General features: G+C 72.4%; 13 protein-coding genes. 5 read left to right on the top strand and 8 right to left on the bottom strand.

Going from position 1 to position 15,652, the window contains the following annotated elements:
• Positions 1–30: 30 nt before the first annotated feature.
• Positions 31–381: a histidine triad nucleotide-binding protein gene (locus AB0F40_RS13740; protein ID WP_357468023.1), complete on the bottom strand. Its 351-nt coding sequence runs from the start codon at positions 379–381 to the stop codon at positions 31–33.
• A 243-nt stretch (positions 382–624) separates the two neighbouring features.
• Here AB0F40_RS13740 and AB0F40_RS13735 point away from each other — a divergent pair, with 243 nt between their 5' ends.
• The gene (locus AB0F40_RS13735; protein WP_357468020.1) at positions 625–2,019 is read left to right on the top strand and encodes a helix-hairpin-helix domain-containing protein; all 1,395 of its coding nucleotides are present in this window, start codon (positions 625–627) and stop codon (positions 2,017–2,019) included.
• Positions 2,020–2,133: 114 nt separating this feature from the next.
• Here the strand turns inward: AB0F40_RS13735 and AB0F40_RS13730 are convergent, their stop codons facing one another.
• From AB0F40_RS13730 to hrcA, 3 genes are read right to left on the bottom strand one after another with little or no spacing between them, the layout of a single operon-like run.
• The gene (locus AB0F40_RS13730) at positions 2,134–2,901 is read right to left on the bottom strand and encodes a 16S rRNA (uracil(1498)-N(3))-methyltransferase (protein WP_357468017.1); all 768 of its coding nucleotides are present in this window, start codon (positions 2,899–2,901) and stop codon (positions 2,134–2,136) included.
• A 10-nt stretch (positions 2,902–2,911) separates the two neighbouring features.
• Complete coding sequence (dnaJ, locus tag AB0F40_RS13725; protein WP_357468014.1) at positions 2,912–4,033, bottom strand: molecular chaperone DnaJ; 1,122 nt, start codon at positions 4,031–4,033, stop codon at positions 2,912–2,914.
• 40 nt (positions 4,034–4,073) lie between these two features.
• Positions 4,074–5,093, bottom strand: coding sequence for a heat-inducible transcriptional repressor HrcA (gene hrcA, locus AB0F40_RS13720; RefSeq protein WP_357468011.1), 1,020 nt, complete (start codon positions 5,091–5,093; stop codon positions 4,074–4,076).
• A gap of 348 nt (positions 5,094–5,441) precedes the next feature.
• Between hrcA and AB0F40_RS13715 the strand changes: the two genes are divergently transcribed.
• The 4 genes from AB0F40_RS13715 (at position 5,442) to AB0F40_RS13700 (ending at position 10,097) form a co-directional block, all read left to right on the top strand.
• The gene (locus AB0F40_RS13715) at positions 5,442–5,621 is read left to right on the top strand and encodes a hypothetical protein (RefSeq protein WP_357468008.1); all 180 of its coding nucleotides are present in this window, start codon (positions 5,442–5,444) and stop codon (positions 5,619–5,621) included.
• A gap of 99 nt (positions 5,622–5,720) precedes the next feature.
• Positions 5,721–8,606: an AAA family ATPase gene (locus AB0F40_RS13710; RefSeq protein WP_357468005.1), complete on the top strand. Its 2,886-nt coding sequence runs from the start codon at positions 5,721–5,723 to the stop codon at positions 8,604–8,606.
• An 81-nt stretch (positions 8,607–8,687) separates the two neighbouring features.
• On the top strand, positions 8,688–9,551 hold the full coding sequence (locus AB0F40_RS13705) for a DUF3097 domain-containing protein (protein WP_357468002.1): 864 nt from the start codon (positions 8,688–8,690) through the stop codon (positions 9,549–9,551).
• Between the two features lie 24 nt (positions 9,552–9,575).
• A complete protein-coding gene (locus AB0F40_RS13700; protein WP_357467999.1) occupies positions 9,576–10,097 on the top strand; it encodes a DUF4870 domain-containing protein in 522 nt (173 codons plus the stop codon).
• A gap of 108 nt (positions 10,098–10,205) precedes the next feature.
• On the opposite strand, the gene AB0F40_RS13695 is transcribed toward AB0F40_RS13700, so the two are convergent.
• The 4 genes from AB0F40_RS13695 to lepA form a co-directional block, all read right to left on the bottom strand.
• The gene (locus AB0F40_RS13695) at positions 10,206–11,078 is read right to left on the bottom strand and encodes a hypothetical protein (protein WP_357467996.1); all 873 of its coding nucleotides are present in this window, start codon (positions 11,076–11,078) and stop codon (positions 10,206–10,208) included.
• A gap of 93 nt (positions 11,079–11,171) precedes the next feature.
• Positions 11,172–12,266 (bottom strand): hypothetical protein, encoded by a 1,095-nt coding sequence (locus AB0F40_RS13690; RefSeq protein WP_357467993.1) that lies wholly within the window; start codon positions 12,264–12,266, stop codon positions 11,172–11,174.
• Between the two features lie 129 nt (positions 12,267–12,395).
• Positions 12,396–13,724, bottom strand: coding sequence for a radical SAM family heme chaperone HemW (gene hemW, locus AB0F40_RS13685; RefSeq protein WP_357467990.1), 1,329 nt, complete (start codon positions 13,722–13,724; stop codon positions 12,396–12,398).
• Complete coding sequence (lepA, locus tag AB0F40_RS13680) at positions 13,725–15,605, bottom strand: translation elongation factor 4 (protein ID WP_357467987.1); 1,881 nt, start codon at positions 15,603–15,605, stop codon at positions 13,725–13,727.
• Positions 15,606–15,652: the final 47 nt, after the last annotated feature.

Here is a 15,652-nt window from a genome sequence, read left to right as displayed (position 1 = left end):
CACGGTCTTTCCTGCGTCCCGGTCCAGCCGTCAGGCGAAGCCCGGCAGCTCGCCGCCCGCGAGCAGGTGCGCGTGCACGTGGAACACGGTCTGGCCGGCCTTGGGGCCCGTGTTGAAGATCAGGCGGTGCTGGCCGTCGCCGAGGTCGCTCGCGACGCCGTCGGCGAGCCCGATGACGCCCGCCAGGCCCTCGGGGTCCGACGCGGCGAACGCCGGCAGGTCCGGATAGTGCTCCTTCGGCACCACGAGGACGTGCACAGGCGCCTTGGGCGCGATGTCCCGGAACGCGATCGCGGTGTCCGACGACGCCACGACATCCGCGGGGATGTCCCCCGCCACGATCTTGCAGAAGAGGCAGTCAGGGCTGTCGGTACTCGTCATGTTCCGCAGGTTACCGGGGGTGCCCGACGAGCCGCCCCCGGAGCGGCTGGGCGGCCCGAGCGGGAAGCCGAAAGGTTTTCTGTACCGTGACGTAGTTCGTCATGCCCGGGTGAATGGGATGTGGGAGAGTTTGCGGCGTTCGATGGAGATTGGCGTACTGCGACACCATTCGTCGGTGTCAGCCCCAGCGGATCTCGTCGTCACCCGCACACCACACGCTGCAGTAGTCACCTGGAGGTTCGCGTGGGTTGGTTCATCACCCAATCGCTCGCATTCATCATCATCGCGGCCCTGATCGGCCTCGCCATCGGCATCTGGATCGGCTGGCTCGTCTGGGGCCGCCGCGCCAAGGGCAAGCACATGGCGGAGAAGGCCGAGGCCGCCGCGCGCGCTGACGCCGCCGGCAGGTCGGCGTCGAGCGTCGACACGGAGGCCGACGCCCAGCCCGTGCCCGCTCTCGCTGTCGCCGCCTCGGACACCGGTACCCCGGCCGAGGCCGGGTCCGCCGGGTCCGACGTCACCGAGGCTGAGCCCGCCCGGTCCGACGCCGCCGCCGAGCCCGCGCCCGGACCCGCAGAGTCCGACGTCGCCGCCGAGCCCGCCCGGTCCGAGGCCGCCGCCGAGCCCGCGACCGCAGGGTCCGACGTCGTCGCCGAGGCCGAGGCCGTCGCACGCCGCGCCGCCGAGGCGGACGTCTCCGCCACGGCCGGCTCCGCCGAGGACGCGGAGACGCCGGAGACCGCCGCCGCGAAGGAGACCGCAGCGGCACCCGACGACCTGCGGCGTATCGAGGGCATCGGCCCCAAGATCGCCGCCGCGCTGGTCGCCGCCGGCTACCCGACCTACGCCAGGATCGCCGCCGCGACCGAGGACGAGCTGCGCGCGGCTGTCGCGGGGCAGGGCATCAGGTTCGCACCGTCGGCCGCCAGCTGGGCCGGCCAGGCCCAGTACCTCGTGGACAGCGACGCGAAGGGCCTCGACGAGTACCAGGACTACCTCGTCGGGGGCCAGGAGCGACTCGGGAAGTTCACGGAGAACGTCGACTACGCCGACGTCGACGAGATCGAGGGCGCCGCGGCCAAGGCCGCCGCGATCGCCGCGGACGAGGCGGAGGCGGCGGCCGCCGCGGCCGAACCCGAGGCCGCCGCCGAACCCGAGGCCGCCGCCGAACCCGAGGCCGCCGCCGAACCCGAGCCCGAGCCCGAACCCGAGCCCGAGCCCCAGGACCTGCGCCGCATCGAGGGCATCGGCCCGAAGATCGACGCCACGCTCAAGGCCGCTGGCTACACAACGTACGCGCAGGTGGCGGGAGCGTCCGAGACCGAGCTGCGCGAGGCGCTCGCCGCGGGCGGCATCAAGTTCGCACCCGCAGCCGCGAGCTGGGCCGACCAGGCGCGGTACCTCGCGGACGGCGACGAGGACGGCCTGCAGGAGTACCAGGACTACCTGGTCGGCGGGCAGGACCGCGCCGCGAAGTTCAAGAAGGACGTCGACTACACCGACGTCGACGAGATCGACGGCACCGCCGCCAAGGCGGCCGCCCTCAGCGCGGACGAGGCAAAGACGGCGGCCGACGGCGACACCAAGGCCGCGGGGTCCGAAGCGAAGGCCGGCGCCGAGTTCACGGTGAAGGACTGACCCCGGCAGCCGCACGGGAGTCCGCCTCCAGAATGACCCTGGGTACCGAGTCCGGCCGGATTCGGTACCCAAGGTCATTCTGGAGGCGGACCTGTCCCGGGGCCGTCAGGTCGCTCAGGACCAGCGGTTCAAGCGCTCGCTCAGGAGGGCTATCGCCACCGGGCCCGCCGTGGAGGTGCGCAGGACGTGCGGGCCCAGGCGGGCGGTGACCGCACCCGCCTCGGTCAGCAGCGCCACCTCGCCCTCGGAGATCCCGCCCTCCGGTCCGACGACGACGAGCACCTCGCCGGCGTCGGGCAGCGGCACGGTCGCGAGAGCCGAGGTCGCCTCCTCGTGCAGCACCGCCACGGTCCCGCCCGCCGCGACCACGGAACGGGTCCGGGCGGCGAGCTGCTTGGTGCTCAGCGGCGCCTCGACGTCGGGAATCCGGCACCGGCGGGCCTGCTTGGTCGCGGCCCGCACGGTACTGACCCAGCGCGCCCGCGACTTCGCGGCTCGGTCGCCGCGCCAGACGACGACGGACCGCTCCGCCTGCCAGGGGATGATCGCGTCCGTACCGACCTCGGTGGCCGCCTCGATGGCCATCTCGTCGCGGTCGCCCTTGGCGAGGGCCTGGACGAGCGTCACGACGACGGCGGGCGCCGGCTCGACGTCCACCTGCTCGACCCGCAGGTGCACCTCGGCCCCGGCCACCGACTCGACGACGGTCTGCAGGCGTACCCCGGCGCCGTCGACCACGTCGATCCGTTCCCCGGGGCCACGACGCTGGACCACGCCGGCGTGCCGGCCCTCCGCGCCGTCGAGCACATAGACCGAGCCCGCGGCGTACTCCGACAGCGGATGGGCGGTGGACGCCTCCGCGAGAAAGACTGGCGCGCTCATGGGTGGGCGGTCAGCGCCCGCTGAGCTTGTCACGCAGGCGCGAGAACACGCCGCCGTGGACCGACGCGAGCCGCGACTCGGGACGCTCCTCGCCACGCAGGACCGCGAGCTGCTGCAGGAGCGCCGTCTGCTCCTCGTCGAGGGCCGTCGGTACCTGGACCTCGATGTGCACGTTGAGGTCACCGCGCCCGGTCGAGTGGAGGTGCCCCACACCGAGCCCTTTGATCGTCATGACCTGGCCGGGCTGCGTGCCCGGGCGCAGGTCGATCTCCTGGAGCCCGTCCAGCGTGTCGAGCTCGAGGACGGTGCCGAGGGCGGCCGCCGTCATCGGCACCTGGAGGGTGCAGTGCAGCTCGTCGCCGCGCCGCACGAACGTGTCGTGCGCGCGCTCCCGGATCTCGACGTACAGGTCGCCGGCCGGGCCGCCCCCGGGGCCTACCTCGCCCTGCGCGGAGAGCTTGATGCGGGTTCCGGTGTCGACGCCCGCCGGCACGTTCACCGAGACGGTGCGGCGCGAGCGCACGCGGCCCTCGCCGGAGCAGTCGGTGCACGGCTCGGGGATCACGGTGCCGAAGCCGCCGCAGGCGGAGCACGGCTGGTTCGTCATGACCTGTCCGAGGAACGAGCGGGCCACGCGCTGCACGGAACCACGGCCGTGGCAGACGTCGCAGGTGCGCGCCGAGGTGCCCGGCCGCGCGCCGTCGCCGCCGCAGGTGTTGCACGCCACCGCGGTGTCGACCTGGATCTCGCGCTTGGCTCCGAACACCGCCTCGGCGAGCTCCAGGTCGAGGCGCACGAGCGCGTCGTTGCCGCGCCGGGCGCGGGGCACCGGCCCAGCGGGCTGCCCGCCGCCGAAGAACGTCTCGAAGATGTCCTGGAAACCGAACCCGGCCCCGAACCCGCCGCCCGCGCCGCCGCCTGGCGAGGTGGGATCCACCCCCATGTCGTACTGCTGGCGCTTGTCCGGGTTGGACAGCACCTCGTAGGCGCGCGCCACGTCCTTGAACCGGTCCTCGCCCACGTCGCCTGCCACGTCGGGGTGCAGCTCACGGGCCAGCTTGCGGTATGCCTTCTTGATCTGCTCGGGCGAGGCGTCGCGCGGAACACCGAGAATCTCGTAGTAGTCGGTCACAGGTCTCTCTTTGTGGGGAGGTTTGTGGAAGGTCGGGATGTCAGCTGGGCAGCACTCGGGACAGGTAGCGCGCGACGGCGCGTACCGCGGCGATCGTGCCCGGATAGTCCATCCGGGTGGGGCCGATCGAGCTCAGGATCGCGACGGTGTCGCCGTCGGACGAGCCGTAGCCGGACGTGACCACCGAGGTCTCCGTCAGGCCCGCCAGCCGGTTCTCGTGGCCGATGCTCACGGCCACCCCGGCGTCGTCGGTCATGTCGGTGAGGAGTCCGAGCAGGACCACCTGCTCCTCGAGCGCCTCGAGCACGGGACGCAGGCCCTGTTCGAACCGCATGCTCGACCGGGCCAGGTTGGCCTGACCGGTCAGGACTATGCGTTCCTCGCTCTCCTCGCCGAGCGCGGCGGTCACGACCTCGGCAACGGCCGTGGCCAGCGCCCGGTGCTCGTCCGGCATCGCCTCGGTGACCCGCTCGAAGGCGGTACCGATCTCGGTGAGGCGGTGGCCGGCGGCCGCGGCGTTGAAGCGCGCGCGCAGCTCGCCGAGCGTCCCGTCGTCCATCCCGACCGGTACGTCGAGGAAGCGCTGCTCCACCCGCCCCGTGTCCGTGATGACGACCACGAGGAGCCGCCCCTCGGCTGTGGGCACCAGCTCCAGGTGCCGCAGCCCGGAACGGCGCAGCGACGGATACTGCACGACGGCGACCTGACCCGTCAGCTGGGCGATGAGCCGCCCGGCCCGGGTCACGACGTCGTCCAGGTCGACCGCCTCGGACAGGAACGTCTCGATGGCACGCTTCTGCGGCACGGTCAGCGGCCGCACCTCGGCGAGCTGGTCCACGAACAGGCGGTAGCCCTTGTCCGTGGGGATGCGACCGGCCGAGGTGTGCGGCTGGGCGATGAGCCCGGCCTCCTCGAGCGCCGCCATGTCGTTGCGCACGGTGGCCGGAGAGACGCCGAGCCGGTGCCGTTCGGTGAGTATGCGGGATCCGACGGGCTCCCGTGTCCGGACATAGTCCTCCACGATCGCTCGCAAGACATCGAGCCTGCGTTCTTCGCTCACCGCGCTCACCTCCGTCCCAGGTAGAACGTCCGGGAACGGCACCCGGGTTCCTGCCCGCTCTCCAGCACTCTCGCCAACCGAGTGCCAATCCTACGCGGCACACGCCAGGGGCCAAGTCGCCGACCCGCCAGCGGACCACCAGGTGCGCGTCAGATGCGCAGGTCACCCGGCCGACCCGCCCGGCTGAACCGTTCGCGCCGGGCGTATAGGGCGATGACTTAGACGCGCGGTAGCCACCCCGCGAACCCGCACCGAAAGATGCGGCGACCGCCCGATCCGGAGGGGCTACCTCAGCGACGAACCTGGAATCACTGCCGGCGAGGGACCGGCTTCACCAGGAGGAACACCATGTTCGGCTTCACCGACTACGCCGAGTACCGCAGGAACGAGCAGGACCTCGACCGCCGGGCAGAGCAGTCGCGGGTCGCCCGCGAGCTCGCCGCCCGAGAGCAGGCAGCCGAGCGGCGTGCCACCGAGCGCGCCACCCGCACCCGGCGGACCGACGCCGTCCGCCCGCGTGCCGCCTGAGCCGGCATGCCAGCGGCGACGGTCCGCCGACCGGCGACGCCCGCGGGAACGGAGGCGACCGGCGGAACCACACCAGGACCGGCATGGGACGATGAGCCCATGCCGGTCATCCGTGCGCGACTGGTCGGGCGCACCAACGAGGTCGAGACACTGCGGCAGGCTCTCAAAGCGGTCCGGGCGGGCGCCGGCCGCACCGTCGTGGTCGCCGGCGAAGCGGGCATCGGCAAGACCCGGCTCGTCGACGAGCTGACGTCCGACGCCGACGGCTTCCTCGTCCTGTCCGGACAGTGCGCCGACTCCGGCTCCGGCCCCGTCCCCCACGCCGCCCCGGGCGGCCTCCTCGCCGGGATCGTCGCGACCCACGGGCCGGAGGCCACCGTCGAGGCGGCGGGCCCCGCGGCGGGTGCGCTCTCCGCGGTCGCACCACAGCTCGTCGTCCCCGGCACCGACGCCGGAGCGGACCGCCTGCCCGAGGTGCTCGCCGACCTGCTCGCCCGGACCGCCGCCGGCCGCCCCGTCGTCGCGGTCGTCGAGGACCTGCACTGGTCCGACGACGTCACCCGCGCGCTGGTCGTGCGCCTGGCCCGCGCCGCACCCCCCGGCCTGCTGCTCCTCCTCACCTACCGCAGCGACGACGTCGGCCGTGCCCACCCGCTGCGCACCGTCGTGACGGAGCTCGACCGCGCCAGGCTCGCCACCCGGATCGACCTGCGCCGCCTGGGCCAGGACGAGGTCCGCGAGATGGCGCGGGACCTGCTCACCGGCACGGGCGACGAGCCGGACGACGACCTCGCCGACCTGGCCGAACGCAGCGAGGGCGTCCCCTTCTACGTGGAGGAGCTCGTCGGCTTTCTCGGGACGGACCTGCCCGACTCCCTCCGGGACATCCTCCTGCTGCGCTACTGGAGCCTCGGCCGCGAGGCGCAGGCCCTGTGCCGCGTCGTGTCGGCCGCCGGGTCGCGGGTGTGGCACGACGTGCTCGACGACGTCCTGGCCGACCAGCGACCAGCCGGCTCCGGGTCGGGTGCACACCCCGGCGTCGGGCCGCAGCCGGAGGAACGGGCGCGTGAGGCCATCGACGCCCACGTTCTCGTGGCCACCGACGTCGGGTACGCGTTCCGGCACGCCCTGGTCCAGGAGGCCGTCTACGCGGAGCTGCTGCCCGGCGAGCGCAGGCGCCTGCACGCCGCGTACGCCCGCGCTCTCGAGCGGGCGCTGACCACCCGCGCCCGGTCCGTCGCGAAGCTGTCCCGCATCGCCGACCACTGGTGGCGCGCCGGCATCCTGGACCGGGCGCTCGCTGCTGCCGTCGTCGCGCACGAGGCCGCGACCGCCGCCGCGACGTCCGCCGCCGTGTCCCTGGGGGAACGAGCGCTGGAGCTGTGGGAGCAGGTGCCGGACGCCGAGCGGGTGGCCGGCGTGACGCACCACGAGCTGCTGCGTGCCGTGGCCGAGTCGCTGCGCGGTTCGACCAGGGTGGACCGCGCCCTGGCGGTCGCGCACGAGGCCCTGGCGGAGTGGCCGGACGACGACCCCGTCGGCCAGGCCGCCGTCCTGGCCGACATCGCACTCATCGCCGGGCACGCAGGGTCGGACGAGGGGCCGGACGCCATCGACAGGGCGCTCGCGCTGGTACCGCCCGGCCTGGACGACACGGTGCGGGCGCAGGTGCTGATCCTGCGGGCCCGGCACGCCATGCTCGACGGGCGGCGCGCTGAGTCGGCCGCGGCCGCCACGGAGGCGTACGACGCCGCGACCGCTGTCGGCAGCCCTGAGCTCGCCTCGGTGGCGCTCAACCTGCGCGGGGTGAGCCGGTTCCAGCTCGGCGACCGGGACGGGCTGGCCGAGATCGACCGCGGACGCGAGATCGCCGGCGACACCTGGCAGGGCCTGAGCCGCTACTACATCAACGGCTCGGACGCCCGGCTCACGGAGGGCCTCTGGGACGAGGCCGCGGACATCGCCGCGGAGGGGGTCGTGGCGGCCCGGGAGCACGGGGCCTCCGAGGGGTCACGGGCGATGCTGGAGGGCAACATCGTCGAGGCCATGATCGGGCGTGGTGACTGGGCGGAGGCCGCCCGGTGGTACGAGCGCAAGGTGCCGATGATCCACACCAGCGTGTACGCCGTGTACCTCGGCGAGCGGCGCACGTGGCTGGCGATGTGGCGCGGGCAGGTCGCGTGGGCGCAGGCGGAGGCGCGCCGCAAGGCGGCCACCTGGGAGCGGTTCGGTCGCCTGGAGCTGCAGATCCGGTCCCACGTCGCGGTCACCCGCGCGGAGCTCGCGCTCCTGCGCGACGACCCGGCCGAGGCGCTCCGGCTCGCGTCGGACGCCGTCGACCCCGACGCGCCACGCAGCCCGACCTACGACCTGGAGCCGCTGGCGGTGGCGGCACGGGCGATCGCGGACCTGCGCGCGGCGGGCCAGGAGGTCGACGACGCACCGTACCGGGCCGCCCTGGCCGAGTGCTCCGGATGGCGGACGTACCCGGCGTGGGCGGCGGTCTTCGAGGCCGAGCTCGGCACGGGCGCCTGGACCGCCGTCCTCGACCTGCCCGGACCCGCGTACCTGGTGCCCTACGCGCTGCAGCGGGACGGCGAGCGGTTGCTCGACGCCGGCGACCGGGCCGGGGCCCGGTCCGCGCTGGCCGCTGCGGTCGGTGCGGCGAGGAAGATCGGAGCCGGGTTGCTGGTCGACCAGGCGCAGGGCCTGCTGGAGCGGGCGGGCCTGGCCGGGCGCCCCGCCGACTCCGGCGGTGCGGGGCGCACCGGCCCGGCCGCGACCCCGCCGTCGGACGACGGGCTGGCGGCGCTCACCGCACGGGAGCAGCAGGTGCTCGCGCTCGTCGCGGAAGGCCTGACCAACGGGCAGATCGCCGAGCGGCTGTTCATCTCGGCCAAGACCGCCTCGGTGCATGTCTCGGCGATCCTGCGCAAGCTGAACGTGTCGACCCGCACGGAGGCCGCCCTGCTCGCCGCTCGTTGAGTGCGGGCTATCTGCGGCCCAGGACACTCCGATCGCACAGATATCCAGCACTCAACGGGCTCGGCGATCTAGGGTCGGCGGGTGTTCGACGAACGGTATGGGCCTGATGTGCTGTCCCCCGCGTTTCCTGGCGCGCAGCGGGGGCGGCGGCCTACGTCGCAGCCCATGGCCGCCGAGCCGGGGCTCGTGGTCGAGGAGGTCGAGACCGGCTGGGTCGGCGCCGTCGTGCGGGTCGAGAAGTCGGGCGGCATGCACGTCGTCGTCCTGGAGGACCGCCGCGGGCGCACCCGCACGTTCCCGCTCGGGCCGGGTTTCTGGGTGGAGGGCAAGCCCGTCGTGCTCACCGCACCCGTCCTGAACCGGGCCCCCGCCCGGCCCACGCGCACGGCCTCCGGGTCCGTCGCGGTGCACGGCACCACGGCGCGCGTGGCGCGCGGCAGCCGCATCTGGGTGGAGGGCAAGCACGACGCCGAGCTCGTCGAGAAGGTCTGGGGCGACGACCTGCGCATCGAGGGTGTGGTGGTCGAGATGCTCGACGGGGTGGACCACCTCGCCGAACGCCTCGCCGAGTTCGCGCCCGACGCCGAGCGGCGCGTCGGCGTCCTGGTGGACCACCTGGTCCCCGGCTCGAAGGAGCAGCGGCTGACCGACGACGCCCTGCGTCACGTCCCACGGGGCACCGTGCTGGTGCTGGGTCACCCGTACGTCGACGTGTGGCAGGCCGTGCGCGCCGAGCGGCTCGGGCTGGACCGCTGGCCGGTGATCGACCGGGGCACCGAGTGGAAGCTCGGCATCCTGCGTTCCCTGGGCTGGCCTGCCGAGACGCAGGCCGACGTCGCCCGCGGCTGGCAGCGGATCCTCGGCACCGTGCGCGACTTCCGCGACCTCGATCCGGCACTGTTGGGCCGGGTCGAAGAACTTATCGATTTCGTGACCACGTCGTGAGGCGCAGCCTCTACCGTTAGGGCCATGTCCGAGAACCCACAGCAACCGCAGCCGCCGCAGCAGCCCGGTCCGCCACCGCAGCAGCCCGCGCAGACGCCGTACCAGGATCAGCCTCCGTACCAGGAACAGCAGCCTGGCCAGGGTGCGCCCGGCCAGCCGCAGCCCGGCCCTGCGTACAGCGCCGGGTACGGTCCTGGCGCGCCGTACCAGCCGCAGCCGCTCACCCCGTCGGACGAGCGGATGTGGGGCGTCTTCGCCCAGGTGGGCGCGATCGTGTTCTCGTTCATCCCGCCGCTGGTGATCTGGCTGGTCTTCAAGGACCGGAGCCGGTTCGTGGAGCAGGAGGCCAAGGAGGCGCTGAACTTCACCATCACCGTCATCTTCGCGAACATCGCCCTCACGATCATCACCCTGATCACGTTCGGTTTCGGCTCGTTCCTGTTCCTCGCGCTCATCGGCGCGGTGGTGCTCCAGATCCTCGCGGCCGTGGAGAACGGTAAGGGTGCGCCGTACCGCTACCCGGTCAACATCCGCATCATCAAGTAGTCCGCCCGCCGCCGAGCCCCGCCCGCCGTCGGGCGGTGAGATGACCATGCACCTGCTGCCAGATTCCGAGCGGATCTGGCAGCAGGTGCATGGTCATCTCCGCGGCAGTCAGGATGCCGCTACCGGGCCGCCGGTGAGCCGGCGGTACGCGTAGGCCATCGCCAGCAGGGACAGCGGGAAGGTGATGAACAGGCCGAGCCCGCACAGGAGGGCACCGGCGATGTTGATCCCGAAGAGCGCCAGCTCCAGCAGGAACACCGCACCGAAGTTCTTGCCCACCAGGGAGAACGACGAGGTGAAGGCCGCCCACGCGTTCATGCCCTTGTCGACCACGTTGTGGTACGTGAACACGGCGAAGATCGCCACCGCGATGAGCCCGAGCCCGCACAGGAGGACGCCCACGAAGCTCGCGGCTGCCAGCAGCAGGGCGGCCAGGATGATCATCCCGTAGCTGTTGGCCTTGAAGAGGTTGCCCCAGCTCGCCTTCTCACCGGAGACCTCGCGCAGCGCGGCGTTGACCCCGAGCGCCTGGAGCACGGCGACGATCAGCGATCCGATCGCCTGGAGCAGCGAGCTCGCGCCGGACATGTCGGCCGCCAGCGCCGCCATCGCCTCGGGGTCGGAGGACGCGTTGATCTGCTCCTGGAGGTCGCCGATCGAGCCCGAGTTGAAGACCGCGCTGACGACGAAAGTCAGCAGCACGAACAGCACCCAGAACAGCCAGTTCGCCTTGAACCGGTTCCAGCCGAAGCTCAGCGCCTCCCCGACCCCGAACGGGCTGGACGACTGCGTCCCGTACGGCGCCTCCGGTCCGCCGTAGGCCGGCGGCTGACCCCCGCCGCCGTACGCGGGCGGCTGGACCCCACCACCGTACGCAGGCGGCGGCGGGCCACCCGCGCTCGGCGGCGTGGCCCCGCTCGACGGCGGCGTCGGCCCGTCGGAGCCCGGACCGTACGGGCCCCGTGGTGTGTTCTCGCTCATGTGAAGTTCCCCTTGGCTGGTCAGTGATCCGAAGCCACCTTCACCTCTTCTACGCATCTCCGCATGCGCAATTGCCGAGTTGTTACCCGGCGGTCAGCCGGGGACTGATTCTCCGGTCCAGCGCTGGACGAGATATGCCCCCACCAGCAGCATCGCGGGTGCGACCACCACGAGGCCGAGCCCGCACGTGAAGACCGAGGCGAGGGCCAGCCCGGCGAAGATCCCGAACACCGCGAGCGCGGTGCCGAGGTGCGAGAAGACCAGCCCGACGCCACGGCCGACCGCCCTGCCGAAGCCCACTCCCTCGAGGATCAGGAAGGGCACCGGCAGCAGGAGCAGCGTGACGACGACCTGCACCGCCGCACCGGTCACGGGCACGCTGATGCTGACGAACCCGAGCAGCCCGGTGAGCACGGCGTACGCCAGGAGCCCGCCGAGGCCACGGAGCGCGAAGAAGTCGCGGAAGCGGACCTTGCCGGTGCGCGTCGCGGCGAGCGCTCCGGAGTACAGGAGGGCCTGCAGCAGGAAGCAGACCGCCGTGCCGGCCGCCGCGAGCCCCTTGGCCCTCAACGTCTGGCCGGCGGCCTGCGCGGCGTCGACCGCCGCGGGGTCGGCCGCGTTCATGAAGCCGTCCACGGTGGACGGGCTGAACGCCAGGATGACGGCGAGCTGCGCGAGGCCGAGCAGCAGGCTCATCAGCACCCAGCGGCCCCAGCTCGCGCCGAACGCCCTCCAGCCCCAGCGCCACGCGCCGCCGACCGTCGGCGGACCGGCCGCCTCGGGCCGGTGCTCGGGCCCCGGGACGGCGGAGTACCGTGGGAGCTCCGGCTGGACCGGCGGCGTCTGGTGCTGCCGCGGGTCCACGGGGGCCGACCGCTGCTGCGGTACCTGTGCCGTCTGCGGGCGGCCCTGGAACTGGCCCCACACGCCCGGCTGCGGATCGAGCTGCTCCGGCTGCTGCTGGGGCTGGTAGTCGGGCCGGCCATACGGGTTGGCGGGGCGTCCATAGGGGTCGCGCGGGCCGTACGGGTCGAACGGCTGCGGTTCCCTTGGCTGCTGCTCCTGGCCGTACGCGTCCCGGGCCGGCTCCTGCTGTCCGTGCGGGTTCGCGCCCTGCTGCCGACGGGACTCGGGGGTCTGCCGACGGTGCGGATCCTCAGGGTTCCAGCCGCCGTAGGTGTTGCTCATGCGCGTGCCCCTTGTCAGGCGTGCCGGTGCTGCCTCGTAACGGTGTGAATCGGCACAAGATATCGACGTTTTCGCCCACCGCGCAAACAAACCATTCAGGGCTTCGGCGGGATGTTCAGGTGCTTGTCGTCACGCGGTGAGGTCGCGCACGACGGTGTCGGCCAGCAGGCGGCCGCGGCGGGTGAGCACGGCCCGGGCGGACGTGCTCCCGGCGCCCACCGCCGCGTGGCCGTCGAGCAGCCCGCGCGCCACGAGACCCGCCACCGCGGTGCGGCCCGCCTGCGACAGGACCCCCAGGTCAAGACCCTCGCGCAGCCGTACCCCGAGCATGACCCGCTCGAGGTGCGCCTCCTGGCGGGTGAGCAGCTCGCGTCCCGCACCGGGGCTCTGTCCCGCCTCCAGCCGCGCGGCGTAGGCACGGGGGTGCTTGACGTTCCACCAGCGGACGCCGGCGGGCGTCTCGGTCTCGACACGCGGATCCTGAGCCTGTCGAAGGGCGACCACCGACGCCGGCGCGGACACGTAGCTGTGCGCGCCCGGGCCGACGCCCCACCAGTCGTCGCCGCGCCAGTACCCGATGTTGTGGCGGCACTCGTGCCCGGCACGCGCCCAGTTCGACACCTCGTACCAGCGCAGACCCGCCTCCGTGAGCAGGTCGTCGAGGAGCTCGTACTTGGCGGCCTGGTCGTCGTCGTCGGGCAGCGTGATCTTGCCGCGGCGGACCTGGGCGGCCATCTTGGTGCCGGGCTCGACCACCAGCGCGTACGCGGAGACGTGGTCGACGCCGGTGGCCAGCGCCGTCTCCACGCTGGTGCGCCAGTCGTCGAGGGACTCGCCAGGGGTCCCGTAGATCAGGTCGAGGGACACGTCCAGCCCGGCGTCCCGCGCCCAGCGGACGACGTCGGGGATGCGCAGCGGGTCGTGGGTGCGCTCGAGCGTCGCCAGCACGTGCGGCACCGCCGACTGCATCCCGAAGGAGACGCGGGTGAACCCGGCGTCGGCCAGGACCCGCAGCGACTCGGGCGTCACCGAGTCGGGGTTCGCCTCGGTGGTGACCTCGGCCGCCTGCCCCGACCCGGTCACGGCACCGGCCAGGCCCCAGGTGTCCTTGATGCCACCGAGCACCCGGGCGAGATCCGTCGCCGGCAGCATCGTGGGAGTGCCGCCGCCGAAGAAGACGGTGGAGACCGCGGCGGGCGTGCGCCCGGCGTCGGCCAGCACCTTCGCCGCGAGGTCGACCTCGAGCAGCGCCGTCGTGGCGTACTGCGCCTGGTTCGCGCCGCCGCCCAGCTCGGACGCCGTGTAGGTGTTGAAGTCGCAGTAGCCGCAGCGCACGGTGCAGAACGGGACGTGCACGTAGACCCCGAACGGCTGAACCGCTGGTCGAGCACTCGGGCGTACCCAGGCGGGCAGCCCGCCGTCGTCGGGCACGGGGACGCCGGAAGGAAGTGCGGGCACCTACTTCTTCTTGTCCTTGGGGGCTGCCGCGTCGGAGGAGAGCGCGGCGATGAACGCCTCCTTCGGCACCTCGACGGAGCCGATGTTCTTCATGCGCTTCTTGCCCTCCTTCTGCTTCTCCAGGAGCTTGCGCTTACGACTGATGTCGCCGCCGTAGCACTTGGCGAGCACGTCCTTGCGGATGGCGCGGATGGTCTCGCGGGCGATCACCCGGGCGCCGATGGCGGCCTGGATCGGCACCTCGAACTGCTGGCGCGGGATGAGCTCCTTGAGCTTGGCCGTCATCATGACGCCGTACGAGTACGCCTTGTCGCGGTGCGCGATCGCGCTGAACGCGTCGACGTGCTCGCCCTGGAGCAGGATGTCGACCTTCACGAGGTCGGAGACCTGGTCGCCCGTCGTGTCGTAGTCGAAGGACGCGTATCCACGGGTCTTCGACTTGAGCTGGTCGAAGAAGTCGAAGACGATCTCGGCGAGGGGCAGCTCGTAGCGCAGCTCGACGCGGTCCTCGGACAGGTAGTCCATGCCCTGCAGGTCGCCGCGCTTGCTCTGCGCGAGCTCCATGACGGCCCCGACGAACTCGCTCGGGGTGAGGATCGTCGCCTTGACGACCGGCTCGCGGACGTCCTTGATCTTGCCCCCGGGGAACTCCGACGGGTTCGTCACCACGACCTTGGTGTTGTCCTCCATCGTCACCTCGTAGATGACGTTGGGGGCCGTCGAGATGAGATCGAGGTCGAACTCGCGCTCGAGGCGCTCGCGCACGATCTCGAGGTGCAGCAGGCCGAGGAAGCCCACGCGGAAGCCGAAGCCGAGGGCGACCGACGTCTCCGGCTCGTAGTTGAGCGCGGCGTCGTTGAGCTTGAGCTTGTCCAGGGCGTCGCGCAGCACCGGGTAGTCGGAGCCGTCGATCGGGTACAGGCCCGAGAACACCATGGGCTTGGGGTCGCTGTAACCGCTGAGCGCCTCCGCGGCGGGCTTGGCCGCGTTGGTCACGGTGTCGCCGACCTTGGACTGGCGCACATCCTTCACGCCGGTGATCAGGTAGCCGACCTCACCGACGCCCAGGCCGTTGGTCCGGTTCGGCTCCGGCGAGCTGACGCCGATCTCCAGGAGCTCGTGCGTGGCACGCGTCGACATCATGACGATCTTCTCGCGCGGGTTCAGGTCGCCGTCGATCACCCGCACGTAGGTCACGACGCCGCGGTAGGTGTCGTAGACGGAGTCGAAGATCATGGCGCGGGCCGGGGCGTCCGGGTCGCCGGTCGGGGCCGGCACGCGCTGCACGATGCGGTCGAGCAGCGGCTCCACGCCGACGCCGGTCTTACCGCTGACCTTGAGGACGTCCTCCGGCTCGCAGCCCACCAGCTTCGCGAGCTCCTCGCCGTACTTCTCCGGCTGCGCCGCCGGGAGGTCGATCTTGTTCAGGACCGGGATGATCTCGAGCTCGTTCTCCATGGCGAGGTACAGGTTCGCCAGGGTCTGCGCCTCGATGCCCTGGGCGGCGTCGACGAGCAGCACCGCCCCCTCGCACGCGGCCAGCGACCGGGAGACCTCGTACGTGAAGTCGACGTGGCCAGGGGTGTCGATCATGTTCAGGGCGTGCGGCGTCAGCACGCCCGCGTCGTCGGCCAGAGCCCACGGCATGCGCACGGCCTGCGACTTGATGGTGATGCCGCGCTCGCGCTCGATGTCCATCCGGTCCAGGTACTGCGCGCGCATGGCACGCGAGTCGACCACGCCGGTGAGCTGGAGCATGCGGTCGGCCAGCGTGGACTTGCCGTGGTCGATGTGCGCGATGATGCAGAAGTTGCGGATCAGCTCTGGCGCGGTGGCATTCGGCTGGATGCGCGCCGTGAGCGCAGGACCGGGGATGGGCAAAGCGTTCTCGCTCCGTAGTCAGGGTGGGAAGGCCAGCCACCATTCTC

The organism is Promicromonospora sp. NPDC023987 (assembly GCF_040639055.1).
Lineage (GTDB): Bacteria > Actinomycetota > Actinomycetes > Actinomycetales > Cellulomonadaceae > Promicromonospora.
This window is presented reverse-complemented; position numbering and strand designations above follow the sequence as displayed.

Excerpts from the sequence above, each read along its gene's own strand:
- AB0F40_RS13730 (WP_357468017.1), bottom strand. The coding sequence starts at position 2,901 with ATGAGCGCGCCAGTCTTTCTCGCGGAGGCGTCCACCGCCCATCCGCTG.
- AB0F40_RS13715 (WP_357468008.1), top strand. The coding sequence starts at position 5,442 with ATGTTCGGCTTCACCGACTACGCCGAGTACCGCAGGAACGAGCAGGAC.
- AB0F40_RS13690 (WP_357467993.1), bottom strand. The coding sequence starts at position 12,266 with ATGAGCAACACCTACGGCGGCTGGAACCCTGAGGATCCGCACCGTCGG.
- AB0F40_RS13700 (WP_357467999.1), top strand. The coding sequence starts at position 9,576 with ATGTCCGAGAACCCACAGCAACCGCAGCCGCCGCAGCAGCCCGGTCCG.
- AB0F40_RS13710 (WP_357468005.1), top strand. The coding sequence starts at position 5,721 with ATGCCGGTCATCCGTGCGCGACTGGTCGGGCGCACCAACGAGGTCGAG.
- AB0F40_RS13740 (WP_357468023.1), bottom strand. The coding sequence starts at position 381 with ATGACGAGTACCGACAGCCCTGACTGCCTCTTCTGCAAGATCGTGGCG.
- AB0F40_RS13695 (WP_357467996.1), bottom strand. The coding sequence starts at position 11,078 with ATGAGCGAGAACACACCACGGGGCCCGTACGGTCCGGGCTCCGACGGG.